Origin of the sequence: Streptomyces sp. NPDC000075 (assembly GCF_040301925.1) — a bacterium.
In the GTDB taxonomy this organism is placed as follows: Bacteria; Actinomycetota; Actinomycetes; order Streptomycetales; family Streptomycetaceae; genus Streptomyces; species Streptomyces polychromogenes.
Genome location: NZ_JBEPFL010000006.1, coordinates 181,100 through 201,424 on the forward strand (window position 1 = coordinate 181,100; position 20,325 = coordinate 201,424).

General features: G+C 72.0%; 16 protein-coding genes. 5 read left to right on the top strand and 11 right to left on the bottom strand.

Translation table 11 applies throughout. The features are described 5' to 3' along the window. Window positions 1-24: 24 nt before the first annotated feature. On the top strand, window positions 25-1,524 hold the full coding sequence (locus ABT403_RS10065) for an amino acid permease (RefSeq protein WP_344166193.1): 1,500 nt from the start codon (window positions 25-27) through the stop codon (window positions 1,522-1,524). A 13-nt stretch (window positions 1,525-1,537) separates the two neighbouring features. Here ABT403_RS10065 and ABT403_RS10070 read toward each other — a convergent pair whose 3' ends face one another. Further along, a complete protein-coding gene (locus tag ABT403_RS10070; RefSeq protein WP_344166194.1) occupies window positions 1,538-2,692 on the bottom strand; it encodes an LCP family protein in 1,155 nt (384 codons plus the stop codon). Window positions 2,693-2,840: 148 nt separating this feature from the next. Here ABT403_RS10070 and ABT403_RS10075 point away from each other — a divergent pair, with 148 nt between their 5' ends. Beyond that, window positions 2,841-3,977, top strand: coding sequence for a PLL family lectin (locus ABT403_RS10075; protein WP_344166195.1), 1,137 nt, complete (start codon window positions 2,841-2,843; stop codon window positions 3,975-3,977). On the opposite strand, the gene ABT403_RS10080 is transcribed toward ABT403_RS10075, so the two are convergent. The 4 genes from ABT403_RS10080 to ABT403_RS10095 are packed head-to-tail and all read right to left on the bottom strand — an operon-like array spanning window position 3,951 to window position 8,019. Continuing rightward, window positions 3,951-5,015, bottom strand: a complete 1,065-nt coding sequence (locus tag ABT403_RS10080) for a hypothetical protein (protein WP_344166196.1) — start codon at window positions 5,013-5,015, stop codon at window positions 3,951-3,953. The two genes, ABT403_RS10075 and ABT403_RS10080, sit on opposite strands and share 27 nt — an antisense overlap. Next, window positions 5,012-5,932 carry an N-acetylneuraminate synthase family protein gene (locus ABT403_RS10085; protein WP_425580286.1) on the bottom strand — a complete coding sequence of 307 codons (921 nt, stop codon included), beginning with the start codon at window positions 5,930-5,932 and terminating at the stop codon, window positions 5,012-5,014. Before ABT403_RS10085 ends, ABT403_RS10080 begins: the two co-directional genes overlap by 4 nt. A 3-nt stretch (window positions 5,933-5,935) precedes the next feature. Continuing rightward, window positions 5,936-6,745, bottom strand: coding sequence for an acylneuraminate cytidylyltransferase family protein (locus ABT403_RS10090; protein ID WP_344166197.1), 810 nt, complete (start codon window positions 6,743-6,745; stop codon window positions 5,936-5,938). Further along, complete coding sequence (locus ABT403_RS10095) at window positions 6,742-8,019, bottom strand: DUF6716 putative glycosyltransferase (RefSeq protein WP_344166198.1); 1,278 nt, start codon at window positions 8,017-8,019, stop codon at window positions 6,742-6,744. Before ABT403_RS10095 ends, ABT403_RS10090 begins: the two co-directional genes overlap by 4 nt. A 246-nt stretch (window positions 8,020-8,265) precedes the next feature. Here ABT403_RS10095 and ABT403_RS10100 point away from each other — a divergent pair, with 246 nt between their 5' ends. Further along, the gene (locus ABT403_RS10100; protein ID WP_344166199.1) at window positions 8,266-9,243 is read left to right on the top strand and encodes a glycosyltransferase family 2 protein; all 978 of its coding nucleotides are present in this window, start codon (window positions 8,266-8,268) and stop codon (window positions 9,241-9,243) included. Continuing rightward, the gene (locus ABT403_RS10105; RefSeq protein WP_344166200.1) at window positions 9,240-10,979 is read left to right on the top strand and encodes a polysialyltransferase family glycosyltransferase; all 1,740 of its coding nucleotides are present in this window, start codon (window positions 9,240-9,242) and stop codon (window positions 10,977-10,979) included. Before ABT403_RS10100 ends, ABT403_RS10105 begins: the two co-directional genes overlap by 4 nt. A gap of 69 nt (window positions 10,980-11,048) precedes the next feature. On the opposite strand, the gene ABT403_RS10110 is transcribed toward ABT403_RS10105, so the two are convergent. The 5 genes from ABT403_RS10110 to ABT403_RS10130 form a co-directional block, all read right to left on the bottom strand. After that, window positions 11,049-13,187, bottom strand: coding sequence for a 3-hydroxyacyl-CoA dehydrogenase NAD-binding domain-containing protein (locus tag ABT403_RS10110; RefSeq protein ID WP_344166201.1), 2,139 nt, complete (start codon window positions 13,185-13,187; stop codon window positions 11,049-11,051). Continuing rightward, window positions 13,184-14,410, bottom strand: a complete 1,227-nt coding sequence (locus ABT403_RS10115; protein ID WP_344166202.1) for a thiolase family protein — start codon at window positions 14,408-14,410, stop codon at window positions 13,184-13,186. Before ABT403_RS10115 ends, ABT403_RS10110 begins: the two co-directional genes overlap by 4 nt. A 213-nt stretch (window positions 14,411-14,623) precedes the next feature. Beyond that, complete coding sequence (locus tag ABT403_RS10120) at window positions 14,624-15,907, bottom strand: HRDC domain-containing protein (protein ID WP_344166203.1); 1,284 nt, start codon at window positions 15,905-15,907, stop codon at window positions 14,624-14,626. Between the two features lie 124 nt (window positions 15,908-16,031). Continuing rightward, the gene (locus ABT403_RS10125; protein ID WP_069922445.1) at window positions 16,032-16,694 is read right to left on the bottom strand and encodes a helix-turn-helix transcriptional regulator; all 663 of its coding nucleotides are present in this window, start codon (window positions 16,692-16,694) and stop codon (window positions 16,032-16,034) included. A gap of 299 nt (window positions 16,695-16,993) precedes the next feature. Further along, on the bottom strand, window positions 16,994-17,650 hold the full coding sequence (locus ABT403_RS10130) for a DUF3000 domain-containing protein (RefSeq protein WP_344166204.1): 657 nt from the start codon (window positions 17,648-17,650) through the stop codon (window positions 16,994-16,996). A 91-nt stretch (window positions 17,651-17,741) separates the two neighbouring features. Between ABT403_RS10130 and hemE the strand changes: the two genes are divergently transcribed. Beyond that, window positions 17,742-18,806: a uroporphyrinogen decarboxylase gene (gene hemE / locus ABT403_RS10135; protein ID WP_344166205.1), complete on the top strand. Its 1,065-nt coding sequence runs from the start codon at window positions 17,742-17,744 to the stop codon at window positions 18,804-18,806. 82 nt (window positions 18,807-18,888) lie between these two features. On the opposite strand, the gene ABT403_RS10140 is transcribed toward hemE, so the two are convergent. Next, window positions 18,889-20,271 (bottom strand): FAD-dependent oxidoreductase, encoded by a 1,383-nt coding sequence (locus ABT403_RS10140; RefSeq protein ID WP_344166206.1) that lies wholly within the window; start codon window positions 20,269-20,271, stop codon window positions 18,889-18,891. Window positions 20,272-20,325 lie beyond the last annotated feature (54 nt).

Here is a 20,325-nt window from a genome sequence, read left to right on the forward strand (position 1 = left end):
GCGTACTTCTTGGGAGGTGCGTCGGTGAGCTCGGATCTCAACAGCCCTTTCCGTACCAAGACGGTGGAACAGTCCATCCGTGACACGGAGGAGCCGGAGCACGCGCTCCGCAAATCCCTCTCCGCCTGGGACCTGACCGTCTTCGGCGTGGGCGTCATCATCGGTACCGGCATCTTCGTCCTCACGGGCATCGCCGCCCGCAACAACGCCGGACCCGCCACCGCCCTCTCCTTCGTGGTCGCGGGCGTCGTCTGTGCCCTCGCGGCCCTCTGCTACGCCGAGTTCGCGTCCACCGTCCCGGTGGCGGGCTCGGCCTACACCTTCGCGTACGCCTCCATCGGGGAGCTGCCCGCCTGGATCATCGGCTGGGACCTGGTCCTCGAATTCGCCCTGGGCACCGCGGTGGTGGCCGTGGGCTGGTCCGGGTACGTACGCCACCTCATGCACACCAACCTCGGCTGGGACATGCCCGTCGCCCTCACCGGGCGCGACGAGGGCGGCAGCTTCGACCTCCTGGCGTTCCTGCTGGTCCTGGTGCTGACCGCGATCCTCGTCGTCGGGACCAAACTGTCGGCCCGGATCACCGCGATCGTCGTCGCGGTCAAGGTGACCGTGGTGCTGCTGGTCATCGTCGCGGGCGCGTTCTTCATCAAGGCCGACAACTACTCGCCGTTCATCCCGCACGCCGAGCCACAGACCGGCGGAGGGGGCTGGGCGACGGCGCCGCTGGTGCAGCTGATGTTCGGCTACACGCCCACCAACTTCGGCGTCATGGGCATCTTCACCGCGGCCTCCCTCGTCTTCTTCGCCTTCATCGGCTTCGACGTGGTGGCCACCGCGGCGGAGGAGACCAAGAACCCCCAACGGGACATGCCGCGCGGCATCCTGGGCTCGCTGTTCATCTGCACCCTGCTGTACGTCGCCGTCACGATCATCGTCACCGGCATGCAGTACTACAAGGAGATGTCGCCGTCCGCTCCGCTGGCCGAGGCCTTCCGGGCCGTGGACCAGCCCTTCTTCTCCGGTGCCATCAGCCTCGGTGCCGCCGTCGGCCTCATCACGGTGTCCATGATCCTGCTGCTGGGACAGACCCGCGTGTTCTTCGCGATGAGCCGTGACGGGCTGCTGCCGCGCCTGTTCTCCGTCACCCACCCGAAGTTCCGTACCCCCTACCGGGCCACGATGCTCCTCGGCGTGATCATCGCCGTCATCGCAGGGTTCATCCCGCTGGAGAAGCTGGCGGAACTGGTCAACATCGGCACCCTGTTCGCCTTCGTCATCGTCGCCCTTGGTGTCATCATCCTCCGCAAGACCCGCCCCGACCTGCACCGGTCCTTCCGCACCCCGTGGGTGCCGGTGATCCCGATCCTGTCGATGGGGGCCTCGCTCTGGCTGATGCTCAACCTGCCCGCCGAGACCTGGGTCCGCTTCGGGGCCTGGATGGTGATCGGCTTCGTCGTCTACTTCCTGTACGGCATCCGTAAGAGCCGCCTCGCCCAGGCGGGACGGGACGCCGAGTTCTGAGGAGCGCGGAAGGCTAGGCCGACGGGGACGGCGAGGGCGCCGGGGACTTGGACTTGGCGCCCTTGCCGCCGCCGCCCTTGGCGGGGGAGTCCTTCGCCGAGGCGGGCACCTTCTGGTCGGTCCGCAGGGCCTCCCACAGCTGGGAGGCCTGCTCCTGCGCGATGACGACCCGGTTCGGGTCCACCTTGTCGTAGGCCACCGGCAGCATGATGGTCTCCATCGTGGACGGGTCCACGCCCTTCATGCTCTGCGCGAAGTCGGCCAGCGCGCTGAGCGAGGCCAGGTCGGAGTCGGTGGTCAGGGACTTGGTCCCGGCGTCGGCCAGCTTGTAGAGCCGGGCCGGGTTGCCGAGGGCGTCCTGCTTCTTGATCTCGGAGAGCAGGGCGAGCATGAACTGCTGCTGGAGGCCTATGCGTCCGAGGTCGCTGCCGTCGCCGTAGCCGTAGCGGGTGCGGACGAACTTCAGCGAGTCCGTGCCGTTGAGCCGGTGCGTGCCCGCGTCGAGCTTGAGGCCGCCCTTCGCGCCCGTCATCGGCTCGTCGAGGGTGACGGTGACCCCGCCGAGGGCGTCCACCAGGCCCTTGAAGCCGGCGAAGTCCACCTCCACGAAGTGGTCCACGCGGATCCCGGAGAGCTGCTCGACGGTCTTGACCACGCAGGCCGGGCCGGCCACCGAGTAGACCGAGTTGAACATGACCCGCTCCGCCCCGGGCACGGTCTTTCCGTCCCCGTCCTTGCACTCGGGCCGGGTGATCAGGGTGTCGCGGGGGATGCTCACCGCGGTGGCCCGGGACCGGCCCTCGGGTATGTGCACCAGCATCGCCGTGTCGGAACGGGCTCCGCTGACCTTGCCGTGGTCGAGCTCGGCGTTGGCCCCGGCCCGCGAGTCGGAGCCGAGCACCAGGACGTTCTGGGCCTTCTCCACCACCTTCGGCGGCCGGTTGTCCGTGCCGATCGCCCGGTCCAGGTCGACGCTGTCGATGTTCCCCTCGAGGTGGCTGTAGACCCACCAGCCGGCTCCGGCCGAGCCGAGGACCAGCACGGCCGCCGTCCAGGCCAGCCCCCGCCGGATCCGGCTCGCGCGCGAACGGGCCGGGGCCGCGACGGGCTCCGGCGTGGCCGGGGCGGTGTCGGTGTCGGTGTCGGTGGCAGCGGCGTCTGAAGTCATGCCCGGGGACCGGTCCTTCCGAACGGGTGGCGGGGGAGCGCGGCGGGGGAGCGCGCGGGCTCCAACATAGACGCAGGACCCCGTCAGATGACCCCCGGGGTATCCTGCTTCTGTTCGAACGGTGAAGCGGAAGGGTTGCTTTCGGTCCATGGCGACGCGATCCAGACGCAGTCCGAACAAATCGCCCCGGCGCTCCGCCGAAGCCGGCCGGGCCCCCGCCCGTGACCGCGACTCCGTGGCCCTGGGCCCCGTGGCCGGACGCTGGGTCCTCGCCGGCAAGGACGGCCGGCTCACGGCGTACGCGCGCACCGGGAGCGGACTGCTGCGCTGGACCGAGGAGTTCCCCGGCGGCCCCGGCTGGAGCGGCCCCGACCTCTTCCCCGCCGACGGGCTGAGCGACGTGTCGGTGGGTCAGGGACCCGACGGGTACGCCCACTTCGCGGCCCGGCGCCGCCACCGCGCTGAGGGCCCCGACGGCGCCGAGACCCTCACCTACCACCACGCCGTGCAGTACCAGACCGGCCGGCCGATCAGCCCCTGGGAATCCCTCGGCACCCTTTACCACAACGTCGAGATGTCGCTGCGCGGCGGCCCGCCGGCCGTGGCGGTGGACGCCCACGGCGCACCCCACGTCTTCGTCCGCAACAACGGGCGCGGCATCCACGTCAAACGCCAGGACGCGAAGGGCGACTGGGGCCGGTGGCAGGACCTGCGGGGCAGCATGACCTTCGAGGCCGGCTGCGCCTCCTCCGGTGCCGACGGCCGCGTCCGGTTCGCCGCCCCGGGCGAGAAGGGGCTCACCTTCTGGGCCCAGAGGGGCCCGGGCGGCCCGATGGAGAAGGGCGAGAACGTCCCGTACCTGGCCTGCGACGGGTCGGTGGGCACCCTGGAGACCGCCCCGGGCCGCGTCACCCACTTCTGGCACGCGGCCGACGGCAGCGGGGTGTTCGCCTACCGGGAGGGCGCCGGGGTGATGGCCCTGGGCGGCGGTCCGGCGTACGGGGCGGTGGCCGCCGTCCGCGCGTGGGTCGAGGGGTACGACTGCACGGTGCTGGCCCACCGCGCCGTCGGCGGCCGGACCGCCCTGGCCGCGTACCCGACGGAGAACGAGGCGGCCGGGCTGTGGTGGACCGAGATCGGCGAGGAGGGCCTGGACTCGCCGGCCCTGGCCGTCGACGCCCACGGGCTCGTCGTCATCGCCTCGATCAGCGCCCGTGGTGAGCTGCTGGTCAGCCGGCAGAAGGACGCCTCCGGCCTCTCACTGGGACGCTGGCAGCGCTTCTGAGAGGCCGCCGGCCCGGCGCCGCCCCTGCGGGGGGATGCTGGACAGGCCGTGGCGGGCGATCGCCAGGCTGGAGATGCGCCGCAGGAAGTCCACCGAGCGGGCCGCCGTGTCGGGGGTGATCCAGGCGTCGTCGATCTCGCACAGCTCCACCCGCACCGGCGCACCGCGCAGCACGATCGGCAGGGTGTAGGCGATGGTGGACGCGAAGGTCAGCAGGGACAGGCCTATGGGCTCGGTCAGCGCGGTCAGCTCCAGCGGCAGTTCGGGGTGGACGATCTCCATGCCCGTCAGCCCGGCGATCCGCTCCAGCTTGGCCGTGCTCTCCCGGCGGTGCGCCAGGTAGCGGCCGGCCGCCCGGGTGCGGGCGATCCAGCCGACGGCCTCGATGTACCGGTCCTCGTCGATGACCCCGGTCTCCACCAGGGAACTGCCCGCCAGGTCCGCCCCGGGACGGGGCCGCGCCGGGCCGAAGGTGGCCCGGCTCCAGGCGTACTCGTTGGGCCGCACCTCGGCACCCGGCGGCGCGGACACCGGCATGCAGGTGAAGAAGACGGACCGCTCCAGCTCCTCGCGGGCCAGCCACCGGTTCACCGGGCCGCCCTTGGCGGACTTGGCGTCCCCCTGGTGCCAGCGGGTCAGCTGCCGTCCGCTCGTCAGCAGCGCCACCAGCTCGGTGGTGGCGGTGCCGTCGTCGACGACGACCACCTCGCGGGCCCGCGAGCGCGGCAGCAGCAGCTGGATGGTCCGGGAGAACAGGTCCCCGATCACCAGCCTGCGGGCCGCCGCGACCGCACGGCCCAGGCGTACGAGCTCACCGGCCCGCCCGAGGTAGCCCGCGCGCACCTCGTAGCGCCGCCACACCACCTTGGCCTGCGAGGCGTACCGGCACAGCCGGCGGACCTGGGCGCGCGAGCGCGGGTCCACCGGCTGGAGCACGGCGATGGTGAGGGACGCTGCCTCGCCCGGGTGGACGTGCGCCCACTCCAGGACATTCAGTAGTTGAGCCGGGCTCTCCACCAGGGCGAGGGTGTCGCTCATGCCGAGGTCGTCACGCCCTCGGCGGCGAGGGTGCCCGGGACGCGGCGGAGCTTCTTCATCGGGCCGAGCTCGGACTCGTAGACCTTCTTGACCCCGTCGCCGAGGGCGGTCTCGATGGTGCGGATGTCGCGGACCAGACGGGCGAGGCCGCCCGGCTCGACGGAGGCGGCCTGGTCGGAGCCCCACATCGCGCGGTCGAGGGTGATGTGCCGCTCGACGGCGCAGGCGCCCATGGCGACGGCGGCCACGGTGGTCTGCAGGCCCGTCTCGTGGCCCGAGTAGCCCACGGGCACGTTGGGGTAGGCCGCCTCCAGGCTGTTGATCACCCGCAGGTTCAGCTCCTCGGCCTTGGCCGGGTAGGTGGAGGTGGCGTGCAGCAGGACGATGTTCTCGCTGCCCAGCACCTCCACGGCGTGCCGGATCTGCTGCGGGGTGGACATGCCGGTGGACAGGATGACCGTCTTGCCCGTGGCGCGCAGCGCCAGGAGCAGTTCGTCGTCGGTCAGGGAGGCGGAGGCCACCTTGTGCGCGGGCACGCCGAACTTCTCCAGGAAGGTGACGGCCTCGGTGTCCCACGGGGAGGCGAACCAGTCGATGCCGCGCTCGGCGCAGTGCTCGTCGATGGCCCGGTACTCGTCCTCGCCGAACTCGACCCGGTGGCGGTAGTCGATGTACGTCATCCGCCCCCAGGGGGTGTCCCGTTCGATGTCCCACTGGTCGCGGGGGGTGCATATCTCGGGGGTGCGCTTCTGGAACTTCACCGCGTCACAGCCCGCGTCGGCGGCCGCGTCGATGAGCGCGATGGCGTTGTCGAGCTCACCGTTGTGGTTGATCCCGATCTCGCCGATCACATAGGTGGGCCGGCCGGCGCCGACCTCCCTGTTTCCGATGCGGCGGATCCGGTTGCTGTGCACCACTGTTCAGAGTTCCTTTCCGGGGTACTGCGGGGGTCGCGGCGAGGGGTTCGCCGAAGTCTGCGGGGGGTCCAGGAGGGGGGCCAGGGCCCGGGCCCGGTCGAGGTCGCCGGGTTCGTCGAGCTCGATGGCCCGCTCGGGGGCCGTGGGGACGAGCTGGGTGCGGCCGAAGAAGCGGTGGCCGCTGCGGCGGAAGCCCTCGGCGCGCATCGCGTAGACGGCGCCCGACTCCAGGTATTCGGGCGTACGGTCCTGGCGGCGCAGCCGGACCGCGCTGTCGTGGTTGACGCCGTGCGCCCGGTGGCCGGGTCCGCCGTCGGGGTCGGCGGTCCACAGGAAGCCGTGGAAGGGCACGGCGGTGAAGGCGGAGTCGGCGCCGTCGCGGACGATGGCCAGGACGGCCTCGTCCACCTCCTCGGAGGTGATGAAGGGGCTGGTGCACTGGACGAAGACCAGGACGTCCACGGGCGCGGCGTGACGTTCCTCCAGCGCGTCCAGCGCGTGCAGCAGCGCGGACTCGCTGGAGGCCCGGTCCGAGCCCAGCTCGGCCGGCCGGTCCACGACCTCGGCCCCGGCCTCCCGGGCGGCGCGGGCGATCGCCGCGTCGTCGGTGGAGACGGCGACCCGGGTCACCTGCGCGGCGCCCAGGCAGGCGCGGACGGCGCGGGCCACGAGCGGGACCCCGCCGACCTCGGCGGTGTTCTTGCCGGGGATGCCCTTGGAGCCGCCCCGGGCGGGTATGACGGCGGTGACGTTCACGGGGCTGCTCTCCTGGAAGGGTGCGGGGGCGGGGGTGCTCGTACGGGGGGTGTTCACACGCCGCCCCACTGCTGGATCTTCGGGGCCACGCGCTGGACCCCGAACTGGTAGGCGACCTTCAGCATGCGCCGCGAGGTGCGCCGCATCGGGCCGCGGGAGCGGGCCGCGACGGCGCCCGCGCCGGGGGAGCCGTCGGGATCGAGGCCCCGGCGGCGCAACAGCGTACCGACGTATTCGGGCGCGCTCTCCGCCGTGTAATAGGGGGAGACGGGCGGCAGCGGGCGGCCGCGCAATGCGACGATCCGGTCCCGGAGTTCGCGATACGGGTCGGTGGCGCGGATTCCCTGGTCGACCGTCCACGATTCGTGCGCGATCGGGGCGGCGCCCTCGTCTATGGCGGTCCAGTCGGTGACGCAGCCGGAGCCGGTGAAGTAGTGGTTCCCGTGGATCTCCCGCACCCCGAGATCGCTCAGGATGACGGTCGGCATTCCCCGGTGCATCGATTCGAGGGCGGCCGTGGAACTGACCGTCACCAGGAGATCGGTGCGGTCGAGGGTCTGTGACATGTTGCCGTAGACGAAATGCAGATTGGGCGGCAGCGGTTCGTCCAGCTGTTCCGCGAGGACCTGGTAGTGGAACGCCTCGACATGGGTGGTCGCCTCTCCCGGCCTGCTGCGGAGTTTGATGAGGACGTCGCGCCCCGGGCGCAGCCGGGCGTGGGATATCGCGCGGCGCAGCATGTAGAGCCGGCCGGCCCGGTCGGCGGGTACCGAGGGCTGGACGGCGAAGCACACCGTATAAGGATGCTCGGCGAAAGTCCGGGTGGGGTCGTAGGGCCGCTGGTCGAGAAAGGGGAGCGCGGTCTGGACGATGCTGGAGGCGGGAATTCCGAGCGGTTCGTACACGTCGGTGAAACGGCGCCGGTCGAAAGGGCTGTTGGCGAGGACGATATCGGCGCCGGCGCGCAGCAGGAGCCCGTCGGCCATCTTCTCGTAGACCACGCCGACGTAGCCGGTCATCAGGATCGGCCGGCGCGGGGCCCCGGCGAAGCGGCGGGCCAGCGCGTGCAGGGCGGCGTGGGTGGCGCCGCCGACGGTGCCCAGGATGATCAGGTCCGCCGTGTCGAGCGCGGGGGTGGCCGCGAACTCGGCGAGCGTGGACTCGGTGATCGAGGAGGGGGTGATGCCGACCTCCGCCAGCTGGCGCGCGGTCGGCGTGCTCCGGCCGCGCAGCATGTGCGCGTGGACCTCGCTGCCCGGCGCCAGGCCCACCGCCAGCCCCGCACCCCATTTCCAGCGGGTGTCGGAGTCTGCGAGCACGTGGATGCGCACTGGTGGATTCCCGGTCGGTCGGCGAAGCCCAACTGCTGTCGGCGGGGCCGCGGCTGGGGGCGGACACGGGCGGGATGGCCGCGCGGCCCGTTAGACCTTACATCCTTACCCGAGCCTTACGTGTCACGAATAGGCCTCGACCGCCCGGGGAGTTGTACGTCACACCCCAAGCGCCGTTCGGGTTCTCCGGGAGGCTCTGACATGATGGCGCGGTGTCGGTGAATGGGGAGAAGGTGAGAGCCGACCATGGTGACCCTTTCGGTAATCGTCGCGATGTGTGACGTCCGCGACTTCTGCCGGACGACGCTGAAGTCCCTGGCCCTGAATGCCCGGGAGGACTTCGAGTTCATCGTCGTGGACGACGCGTCCGTTGACGGGACATCAGAGATCCTGCGCGAGGCGGTCCCCGGGATTCCCGGCGCCGTACTCATCCGCAATGAGCGGAACATGGGGATATCCGCCACCCGCAACATCGGTCTCGCGGCGGCCCGGGGGCGTTTTTTCACGTTTCTCGACGGGGATGACTGGTATGCCCCCGGATATCTCGCGGAACTGGTCGGCTGGATGAGCCAGTCGGGCGTCGATTTCCTGCGCACCGGCCATGTCCGGGTCTACGGGAGGAAACGCAAGATCCATATGCCCCCGCTCGCCCCGAGGGCCCTTCCGCTCGATCCCCTGGACTACATGGGCCCGGTGGACGCCTCCACCTTCATCGACTACCCCTCGGTATGGGCCGGCATCTACGACCGCGAGCGGCTGCGCGCGGCGGGAGCGCTGTTCTTCGAGGAGAGCCTGCGGACCGCCGAGGACCGGCACTGGTTCTACCAGCTGCACCTGCGGACGCGCTCCTTCGGAGTGGTCGACCTCCACGGCGTCTTCTACCGCCGTGATGTGTCCACTTCCCTCACCAGGATCCCGGACGAACGCCAGCTCGACTTCCTTCCGGCCTTCCGGCTTGTTTTCGACGAGCTCGGCCGCCACCCGCGCGGATATGAACTGTCGTTCAAGGCCATGCGAACTCTGTGCGCGCTCATCGTCATTCACCTGAACCGCGCCGGGGACTACGACGAACTCACCCGGGGCCTGCTCCTGGAACGCAGCGCGCAGATGCTCCTCGCCCTTCCCCAGGACATCCTGGAAGGCACCCTGGCAGGAATGGACTCCGCACGCGTGAACAAGCTCAGGGCACTGATGTCCCAGCACCAGGGCGCCGCCGCCCGATGACCCGGATATTCGCCGCCTCCACCCTCTACGGCGCCATGACGGTGGCCGCCGCCATCGACGCCGGCCAGTTCGGCCGGGACGACCGCGAGCGGATCCTGCTCGTCTGCAACAACGTCGACATCCCCGAGGTCGCCACCCCGCTGCACCGCATGCCCGGCTCGGCCGCCGTCCTCGCGCGCTTCCACCGCGTCGTCTACTGGAACGACCTCATCTACCCGTTCCACCCCTCGCTGTGGGGCCCCCGCGACGAGGACGCCCCCCTCTGGCGCACCGTCATGGGGGAGAAGATGGGCATCCGGCCCGGCCCCCTGGACCTCGTCGTCGAGTCCATCCAGGTCAAGCCCGCCCAGACGCTCTGCAAGATCTTCTCCGACGCCAGCCTCGCCGTGTACGCCGACGGGGTGATGAGCTACGGCCCCACCCGCAACGACCTGCCCCGCCCCATCCACGGCCGGATCGGGAAGGTCCTCTACCTCGACCTGATCCCCACCCTGCTGCCCATGCTCCTCACGGAGTACGGGATCCCCTCCGAACCCGTGCGCACCGAGGCCGTCCTCGCGCTGATGGCGGAGCTCACCGAGGAGTGCCGTCCGATCCTGGACCGGGTGATCCCGCCGCAGATGACCGGGAACGGCTCCGGGACCGCGCTCCTCCTCGGCCAGTACCTCTCCCCCCTCGGCATCCTCACCGAGGAGGAGGAAGAGGAGCTGCACCGGCGCATGTTCGAGCACGCCGTACGGCTCGGCCACACCTCCGTCGTCTTCAAACCGCACCCCAGCGCCCCCTCCAGCCTCGCCGACACGCTCGCCGAAGCGGCCCGGGAGTCCGGGGTCCCCTTCCTCGTCCTGGACGTCCCGGTCCTCGCCGAGACCGTCTTCGCGTACCTGCGCCCCCACCGGGTGATCGGCTGCTTCTCCACCGGCCTGTTCACCGCCCGCGCCCTGTACGGGATCCCCGTCGCCCAGATCGGCGCGCTGGAGGTGATCCGGCGGATGCGGCCCTACGCCAACAGCAACCGCATCCCCGCCACCCTCACCCACGCCCTGGTCCCCGACCTCGACGCGGCGACGGCCGCCCCCGCCGACCGGATCCTGGACGCCGGGCACATCCGGGCGGAGGTCACCCCGTACGTCCAGGCCGTCGGCTACTGCATGCAGCCCAAGCGGTACGCCTTCCTGCGCCCGGTCGCCGAGGAGTACGTCGCGGCCGCCGTCGACGGATGGGACGCCCGCCCCGAGCTGTCCATGCACTTCAACGAGCGCACCCGCACCCGCCTGGAACTGCCGGGCCCGCGCACCTGGAAGTGGCGGCGCGGCCTGGGCTGGACCCTGCGCGGCACCGGGGAGCGCGGTGAGCCGGACGAGGGCCCCGTCACCGACATCTCGCTGAGCGGGTTCGCCTCGCTCGTCGAGGCCAAGGACGACCAGGGCATCCTGGAGGTCGGCGCCCGGCTGCTCACCGAGCACGAGAACCTCGACCTGCTCCTCGGCATGGCCCAGGCCCACATCCGCCGCAAGGAGAACGACCAGGCCGTACGGGCGATCGAGCGGGCCGCCCGGATCTCCGCGGACAGCGGCCGCGCCCTGGTCTGGCTGCGGATCGCCGAGACCGCGGCGAAGCTCGGCAAGCAGGGTGACGACCTGCGCCGCCGGGCCGCCCGGCAGGCGCTCACCCTCAACCCGGCCTCGCCGGCCGCGCAGCGCCTGGTCAAGAGCGGCAGGCTCGGCCGCAGGTGAACCCCGGAAAAGGGGAAGGCCCCGTCCGCACCGGGTGCGGACGGGGCCTTCCTTTCGTTCCGTGTCGCGTTACGCCGGGACGCTCGCGACACCCGGGGCGAGGAACTTCTTGCCGTTCACCCGCTCCGAGACGCCCTCACGGTCCAGGTACGGGGTGATGCCGCCCAGGTGGAAGGGCCAGCCCGCACCGGTGATGAGGCAGAGGTCGATGTCCTGGGCCTCGGCCACGACACCCTCCTCCAGCATCAGGCCGATCTCCTGCGCCACCGCATCCAGGACGCGGTCGCGGACCTGCTCCTCCGTCAGGACGGAGTCGCCCTGCACCAGGAGGGCGGCGACCTCGGGGTCCAGCTCCGGCTTGAAGCCGTTCTCCGCGGAGTAGACGTAGAAGCCGCGCTTGCCGGCCTCGACCACGCGCTTGAGGTTCGGCGACACGGTGAAGCGCTCCGGGAAGGAACGGTTCAGCGTCTCGGACACGTGCAGGCCGATCGCCGGACCGACGAGCTCCAGCAGCACCAGCGGGGACATCGGCAGGCCGAGCGGCTCGATGGCCTTCTCCGCCGTGGCCACCGGGGTGCCCTCGTCGATGACGTTCTGGATCTCGCCCATGAAGCGGGTCAGGATGCGGTTCACGACGAACGCCGGGGCGTCCTTCGTCAGCACGGCGGTCTTCTTCAGCTTCTTGGCGACACCGAAGGCCGTGGCCAGCGAGGCGTCGTCGGTCTGCTCACCGCGGACGATCTCCAGCAGCGGGAGGATCGCGACCGGGTTGAAGAAGTGGAAGCCGACCACGCGCTCCGGGTGCTGGAGCTTGGAGGCCATCTCCGACACCGACAGCGAGGAGGTGTTGGTGGCGAGGATCGCGTGCGCCGGGGCGACCGCCTCGACCTCCGCGAACACCTTCTGCTTGACGGACATCTCCTCGAACACGGCCTCGATGATGAAGTCCGCGTCCGCGAAGCCCTCGGCCTTGTCCAGGACACCGGTGACCAGGGCGGTCAGGCGGTTGGCCTTGTCCTGGTTGATCCGGCCCTTGCCGAGCAGCTTCTGGATCTCGGCGTGGACGTAGCCCACACCCTTGTCCACGCGCTCCTGGTCGATGTCGGTGAGGACCACCGGCACCTCCAGGCGGCGCAGGAACAGCAGCGCCAGCTGCGAGGCCATCAGGCCCGCGCCGACCACGCCGACCTTGGTGACCGGACGGGCCAGGGACTTGTCCGGGGCACCGGCCGGGCGCTTGCCGCGCTTCTGGACCAGGTTGAAGGCGTAGATGCCCGAACGCAGCTCGCCGCCCATGATGAGGTCGGCCAGGGCCTTGTCCTCGGCGTCGAAGCCGGCCTGGAGGTCGCCGTCCTTGGCCGCGGCGATGATGTCCAGCGCGCGGTAGGCGGCCGGAGCGGCGCCGTGCACCTTGGAGTCCGCGATGGCGCGGCCCTTGGCGACGGCCGCGTCCCAGGCCTCGCCGCGCTCGACCTCGGCACGTACGACCTCGGTCTCGCCCTTCAGGACCTTCGCGGTCCAGATCAGGGACTGCTCCAGGAAGTCCGCACCCTCGAAGATCGCGTCGGCGATCCCGAGCTCGAAGACCTGCTTGCCCTTGAGCTGGCGGTTCTGGTTCAGCGAGTTCTCGATGATGACCGAGACCGCGCGCTCCGCGCCGATCAGGTTCGGGAGGATGGCGCAGCCGCCCCAGCCCGGAACCAGGCCGAGGAAGACCTCGGGCAGCGAGAAGGCCGGGATGGCCTTCGAGACGGTGCGGTACGAGCAGTGCAGGCCGACCTCGACACCGCCGCCCATCGCCGCGCCGTTGTAGTACGCGAAGGTGGGGACGGCCAGCGCGGAGAGGCGCTTGAAGACGTCGTGGCCGCCCTTGCCGATGGCGAGCGCCTCGTCGTGCTTCTTCAGCAGCTCGACGCCCTTGAGGTCGGCGCCGACGGCGAAGATGAACGGCTTGCCGGTGATGCCCACGCCGACGACGGAGCCCGCGAGGGCCTCCTGCTCGACCTGGTCGATCGCCGCGTTCAGGTTGGCCAGCGACTGCGGGCCGAAGGTGGTCGGCTTGGTGTGGTCGAAGCCGTTGTCCAGCGTGATGAGCGCGAAGCGCCCGGCGCCGAACGGCAGGTCCAGGTGGCGGACGTGCGCGGACGTGACGACCTCGTCCGGGAACAGCTCGGCCGCGCCCTTCAGGAGCTCAGCGGTGGTGCTCACTTGGAGTCTCCCTCGGCGTCGAAGTTCGGGTTCTCCCAGATGACCGTGGCGCCCATGCCGAAGCCGACGCACATCGTGGTCAGGCCGTAGCGGACGTGCGGCTGCTCCTCGAACTGGCGGGCCAGCTGCGTCATCAGGCGGACGCCCGAGGAGGCCAGCGGGTGGCCGAAGGCGATCGCGCCGCCGTACTGGTTCACGCGGGCGTCGTCGTCGGCGATGCCGTAGTGCTCCAGGAAGGCCAGCACCTGGACGGCGAAGGCCTCGTTGATCTCGAACAGGCCTATGTCCTCGATGGACAGGCCGGCCTGGGCGAGGGCCTTCTCGGTGGCCGGGATCGGGCCGTAGCCCATGACCTCCGGCTCCACGCCGGCGAAGGCGTAGGAGACGAGGCGCATCTTGACCGGGAGGTTGTTCTCCCGGGCGAAGTCCTCGGACGCGATGATCGCGGCGGTGGCGCCGTCGTTGAGACCGGCGGCGTTGCCCGCGGTGACCCGGCCGTGCGTACGGAACGGGGTCTTCAGGCCGGCCAGGTTCTCCAGCGTGGTGCCCGGGCGCATCGGCTCGTCGGAGGTGACCAGGCCCCAGCCCGTCTCACCGACCGCCTCGTTGGTGTTGCGCACCGAGATCGGGACCAGGTCCTGCTGGATCTTGCCGTCGGCGTACGCCTTGGCGGCCTTCTCCTGCGAGCGCACGGCGTACTCGTCGGCGCGGAGCTTGGTGATCGTCGGGTACCGGTCGTGCAGGTTCTCGGCGGTCATGCCCATGAACAGGGCGGACTCGTCGACCAGCTTCTCGGAGACGAAGCGCGGGTTCGGGTCCACGCCCTCGCCCATGGGGTGGCGGCCCATGTGCTCGACACCGCCGGCGAGGGCGACGTCGTACGCACCGAAGGCCACACCGCCCGCGACGGCGGTCACGGCGGTCAGCGCGCCGGCGCACATGCGGTCGATGGAGTAGCCCGGGACGGACTGCGGGAGGCCCGCGAGGATGCCGGCCGTGCGGCCCAGCGTCAGGCCCTGGTCGCCGATCTGCGTGGTCGCGGCGATGGCGACCTCGTCGATCTTCTTGGGGTCCAGGTCCGGGTTGCGGCGCAGCAGCTCCCGGATCGCCTTCACGACGAGGTCGTCGGCGCGGGTCTCGTGGTAGATGCCCTTCGGGCCCGCCTTGCCGAACGGGGTGCGGACGCCGTCGACGAAGACGACGTCCCTGACGGTACGAGGCACGTTGGCTCTCCTCCAGGTGCGGGTGTGCACTGCTGCGCGGCGGAGCGCTCCTTCTGGACTGAGCGCCCGCTCACCCGGCCCATGCTACTTGCGGGTAACTCGTGTGCACACCCCCTCCCCGAACAGCGGCGAACGTCACACCGGGGCGGCGGCCCCGGGAACGCCGAGAGCCCCCGTCCCTGAGGGGGCGGGGGCTCTCGGTGCGCGTTCGGGTCAGGAGGCGGCCGACGCCAGGGCCGCGACCAGGGCCGCGGTGACCTGCTCGACCTGCCACGGGCGGGCGCCGTAGCCCGTCAGGGCCTCGGCCACCGTGTCCGCGTCGGCGTGGCGGGGCGGCTCCCAGCACAGGCGGCGCACGGTGTCCGGGGTGATCAGGTTCTCCTGGGGCAGGTTCAGCCCCTCGGCCAGCTCCGACACGGCGGCACGGGCCGCGGACAGCCGCGCGGCGGCGGCCGGGTCCTTGTCCGCCCAGGAGCGCGGCGGCGGCGGGCCCGACGGGGCCGCCCCGGGCTGCGGCAGCTCGCTCTCGGGCAGGGCCTTCGCCCGCTCCACGGCGGCCATCCACTGGTCCAGCTGGCGCCGGCCCATCCGCTGCCCGTACCCGGGCAGGGCCGACAGGGCGTGCACGTTCGCGGGGACGGCCAGGGCCGCCTCCACGATCGCCGCGTCGCCGAGCACCTTGCCGGGGGACACGTCACGGCGCTGGGCGATCCGGTCGCGGGCCTCCCACAGCTCGCGGACCACGGCCATCTGCCGGCGGCGGCGCACCTTGTGCATGCCGGAGGTACGGCGCCAGGGGTCCTTGCGCGGCGGGGCGGGCGGGGCGGAGGCGATGGCGTCGAACTCCTGGCGGGCCCACTCCAGCTTGCCCTGCCGGTCCAGCTCCTTCTCCAGGGCGTCGCGCAGGTCGACCAGCAGCTCCACGTCCAGCGCGGCGTAGCGCAGCCAGGGCTCGGGCAGCGGACGGGTGGACCAGTCGACGGCGGAGTGCCCCTTCTCCAGCTGGTAGCCGAGCACGCTCTCGACCATCGCGCCGAGCCCGACCCGGGGGAACCCGGCCAGCCGGCCCGCCAGCTCGGTGTCGAACAGGGTGGTGGGGGCCATGCCTATTTCGCGCAGGCACGGCAGGTCCTGGGTGGCGGCGTGCAGGATCCACTCGGCGGAGGACAAGGCCTCGCCCAGGGCGGAGAGGTCCGGGCAGCCGACCGGGTCGATCAGCGCCGAGCCCGCGCCCTCGCGGCGCAGCTGCACCAGGTAGGCGCGCTGGCCGTAGCGGTAACCGGAGGCGCGTTCGGCGTCGACGGCGACGGGTCCGGTGCCCGAGGCGAAGGCGGCGACCACCGCGGCGAGCGCGTCGGCGTCGGCCACGACGGGCGGGATGCCCTCGCGGGGCTCCAGCAGGGGAATCGGCAGCCCATCGGACGAAACCTCTTCGTCCGGGGGGCCGCCCCCGGTGGTGGTGCGCAGGTGTGCTGCGGTCTCTTGGGCGTCGGTCACCGGTCAAGGGTATCCGGGTATGTGACGCGCCCGTCGCCGGAACGTTCCGTCGACGGGCGCGAAGGGGAAGGTACGGGCGCCGCCGGGGTCGGCCGGCGGGCGGCCCGGGAGCCTCAGGGAGGGGTCAGTGGATGATCCCCGTCCGCAGGGCGACGGCGACCATCCCGGCCCGGTCGCCGGTGCCCAGCTTGCGGGCGATCCGGGCGAGGTGGGACTTGACGGTCAGGGCGGACAGGCCCATCGAGACGCCGATGGCCTTGTTGGACTGCCCCTCCGCGACGAGGCGCAGGACCTCGACCTCGCGGCCGGACAGCTCGCGGTAGCCGCCCGGGTGGCTCGGGGCACCCGGGGGGCGGCGGTGCATACGGGCGGCGGCGGCACCGATGGGGGCGGCGCCGGGCCGGCTGGGGAGCCCGATGTTGGTCCGCGTACCGGTGACGACGTAGCCCTTCACACCGCCGGCGAGGGCGTTGCGGACGGCGCCGATGTCGTCGGCGGCGGACAGGGCCAGGCCGTTCGGCCAGCCGGCGGCACGGGTCTCGGAGAGCAGGGTGAGACCGGAGCCGTCGGGCAGGTGGACGTCGGCCACGCAGATGTCGCGCGGGCTGCCGACGCGGGGGCGGGCCTCCGCGATGGACGACGCCTCGATCACGTCACGGACTCCGAGGGCCCACAGATGGCGGGTCACCGTGGAACGGACGCGCGGGTCGGCCACGACGACCATGGCCGTCGGCTTGTTCGGGCGGTAGGCGACCAGGCTTGCGGGCTGCTCGAGAAGAACGGACACCTAGGCCTCCTGGGGGAGTGGCGGGACGGGCCGGCTCGGGGAAGGAAGCCGGTGCGCACCGTACGGATGGTCACTGACTCCTTCGGCACGTCACCCGCCCGGCTTTAGGGAATGATCACGATTTGGTGAGTAACAATTCGGGCAATTCGGACGCACGATCGATCACGGGATGATCAGAAGCCCGCCATGACCGCACGGCTTTGACGCTCCGTCACGCCACTGAACGATCGCCCCCCGCCGCCGGACACCCCCGTCCGGCCGCCCCCGCCCCCTCCGGACGGCTCCGCCGGAGCCGCCCGCTACGGGTGGTGCGGACCCCGCCGCTGTGGCAGGGACACCACGCCCGGGGCCCCCTCCGCCGGCGTCGCCGGCGGCAGCCCCGCGATCTGGCACAGCAGCTCGCACCAGGCCGCCAGGTGCGCGGAGGCGTCCGGCACCCCGCCCGCCCCCTCCCGGGGGGTCCACGAGGCCCGGATCTCGATCTGCGTCGCCGGACGCCGCTCCCCGAGCCCCCCGAAGTAGTGCGAGCTCGCCATCGTCACGGTCCCGCTCGGCTCCCCGTACCCCAGCCCGCGCGCCTCCAGCGCCCCGGTCAGCCAGGACCAGCACACCTCCGGCAGCAGCGGGTCCGCGGCCATCTCCGGCTCCAGCTCCGCCCGCACCAGCGTCACCAGCCGGAAGGTGCCCTGCCAGGCGTCGTGCCCGGACGGATCGTGGAGCAGGATCAGCCGGCCGTCGGCCAGGTCCTCCTCCCCGTCCACGACCGCCGCCTCCAGCGCGTACGCGTACGGGGCCAGCCGCTGGGGCGGTTTCACGGGGTCGATCTCGATCCCGGACCGCAGCCGCGCCTTGCGCAAGCCGTCGACCGCCCGTCGGAACGGGAGCGGGACCGAGCTCTCCTTCGCGCCGTCCACACCGTCAGCGCCATCTGAAAATCGTCCCTGAGCCGCAGCCATGCCGGGAAGACTAGGCGGAACGGGCGCCCGTGCGGCGCAGGGACACCCGCCCCGGGGCGGGCACTTCTTCATACGTGCGAAGATTTGCCGCGTGAGCGCCACTACCAGCCCGCAGGGCCAGCCGAGTCAGACGTACGATTCCGCCTTCCTGAAGGCCTGCCGGCGCGAGCCGGTGCCGCACACCCCCGTGTGGTTCATGCGGCAGGCCGGCCGCTCACTGCCCGAGTACCGCAAGGTCCGCGAGGGCACGGCCATGCTGGAGTCCTGCATGCGTCCGGACCTGGTCACCGAGATCACCATGCAGCCGGTGCGCCGGCACGGCGTGGACGCGGCGATCTTCTTCTCCGACATCGTCGTGCCGCTCAAGGCCATCGGCGTCGACCTCGACATCAAGCCGGGCATCGGCCCGGTCGTCGCCCAGCCCATCCGCCGCCGCGAGGACCTCGCACAGCTGCGCGACCTCACCCCGGAGGACGTCGCGTACGTCACCGAGGCGATCGGCATGCTGACGGGTGAACTCGGCGGCACGCCGTTGATCGGCTTCGCCGGGGCGCCTTTCACCCTCGCGAGCTACCTCGTCGAGGGTGGTCCGTCCAAGAACCACGAGCACACCAAGGCCCTGATGTACGGGGACCCGGAGCTGTGGTCGGCCCTCCTCGACCGCCTCGCGGAGATCACCTCCGCCTTCCTCAAGGTCCAGATCGAGGCCGGCGCCTCCGCGGTCCAGCTCTTCGACTCGTGGGTCGGCGCGCTGTCCCCGGCGGACTACCGCCGCTCGGTGATGCCGGCGTCGGCGAAGGTCCTGGAGTCCGTCGCCTCCTACGGCGTCCCGCGGATCCACTTCGGCGTGGGCACCGGCGAGCTGCTCGGCCTGATGGGCGAGGCCGGCGCGGACGTCGTGGGCGTCGACTACCGGGTCGCGCTGGACGAGGCCGCCCGCCGGGTCGGCCCCGGCAAGGCGCTCCAGGGCAACCTGGACCCGGCCGTCCTCTTCTCCACCCCGGAGGCCGTCGAGGCCAAGACGGACGAGGTCCTGGCCGCGGCGGCGGGGCTGGAGGGCCACGTCTTCAACCTCGGCCACGGCGTCCTCCCGACGACGGACCCCGACGCCCTGACCCGCCTGGTGGACTACGTCCACACCCGCACGCAGCGCTAGGCGTCGGCGGGGCTATCCATAGCCCCGCCGGCGTTTGAGGCGTTGGGCTCCCGGGGGCGGAGCCCCCAGGAGCCCCGCAGGGCTACACCCCCGCCGACCGCACCGCGGAGACGGCCTTGCGGGCCGCCACCAGGACCGGGTCCCACACGGGAGAGAACGGCGGCGCGTAGCCCAGGTCCAGCGAGACGACCTGTTCGACCGTCATGCCCGCCGTCAGGGCCACCGCCGCGACGTCCACCCGCTTCGCGGAACCGGCGCCGCCGACGATCTGGACGCCCAGCAGCCGCCCGGTGCGCCGTTCCGCCAGCATCTTCACCGTCATCTCCGCCGCCCCCGGGTAGTACCCCGCCGTGTTCGTCGAGCGGATGGTGGCCGTCACGAAGCGCAGCCCCGCCGCCAGGGCGTCCTTCTCCCGCAGCCCCGTCCGGGCGATCTCCAGGTCGCAGACCTTGCTGACCGCCGTGCCGACCACGCCCGGGAACGTCGCGTAGCCGCCGCCCGCGTTCGAGCCGATCACCTGGCCGTGCTTGTTGGCGTGCGTGCCCAGCGGGATGTGCCGGGTGCGGCCCGCCACCAGGTCCAGCACCTCCACGCAGTCCCCGCCCGCCCACACGTCCTCGTGGCCCCGGACCCGCATCGACAGGTCCGTCAGCAGGCCCCCCGACTCGCCGAGCGGCAGCCCCGCCGCGCGCGCCAGGGCCGTACGGGGCTCCACGCCGATGCCGAGCACCACCACGTCCGCCGGGTACTCCTCGCCCGACGCCGTGGCCACCGCCCGGGCGGCGCCCTCCTCGTCGGCGAGGATCTTCACCACCTCGGCGCTGGAGACCGTCACGATGCCCATGGCGTTCATCGCCGAGTGCACCAGGCCGCCCATGTCCGGGTCCAGCGTGGCCATCGGCTGCGGACCCCGGTGCAGGACGGTGACCTCGTACCCCCGGTGGACCAGCGCCTCGGCCATCTCCACGCCGATGTAGCCGGCGCCGACCACCACCGCCCGGCGGCCCTCCGTACGCTCCAGCGTGTCCATCAGGCGCTGGCCGTCGTCCAGGGACTGGACGCCGTGCACCCCGTGCGCGCCGATCCCCGGCAGCTTGGGCCGGACCGGGCGGGCGCCGGTCGCCAGGACCAGCTTGTCCCAGCCCGTCCAGGTCTCCTCCCCGCTGTCCAGGTCCCGGGCGCGCACCCGCCGCCCCGCCAGGTCCAGCTCCAGGACCTCCGTGCGGGTGCGCAGGTCGATGTCCCGGGCCCGGTGCTCCTCGGGGGTGCGGGCGACGAGGTCGTCGCGCCCGCCGACCTGACCGCCGACCCAGTACGGGATCCCGCACGCCGAGTACGAGGTGAAGTGCCCGCGCTCGAACGCGACGATCTCCAGCTCCCCGGGCCCCTTGAGCCGCCGGGCCTGGGACGCGGCGGACATCCCCGCCGCGTCGCCGCCGACCACCACCAGTCGTTCCGCCGCCATCGTCCTGCCCGCCCTCCGCGCCGTGCGCCGTCGCCTCCGTTACGGGGACACGCT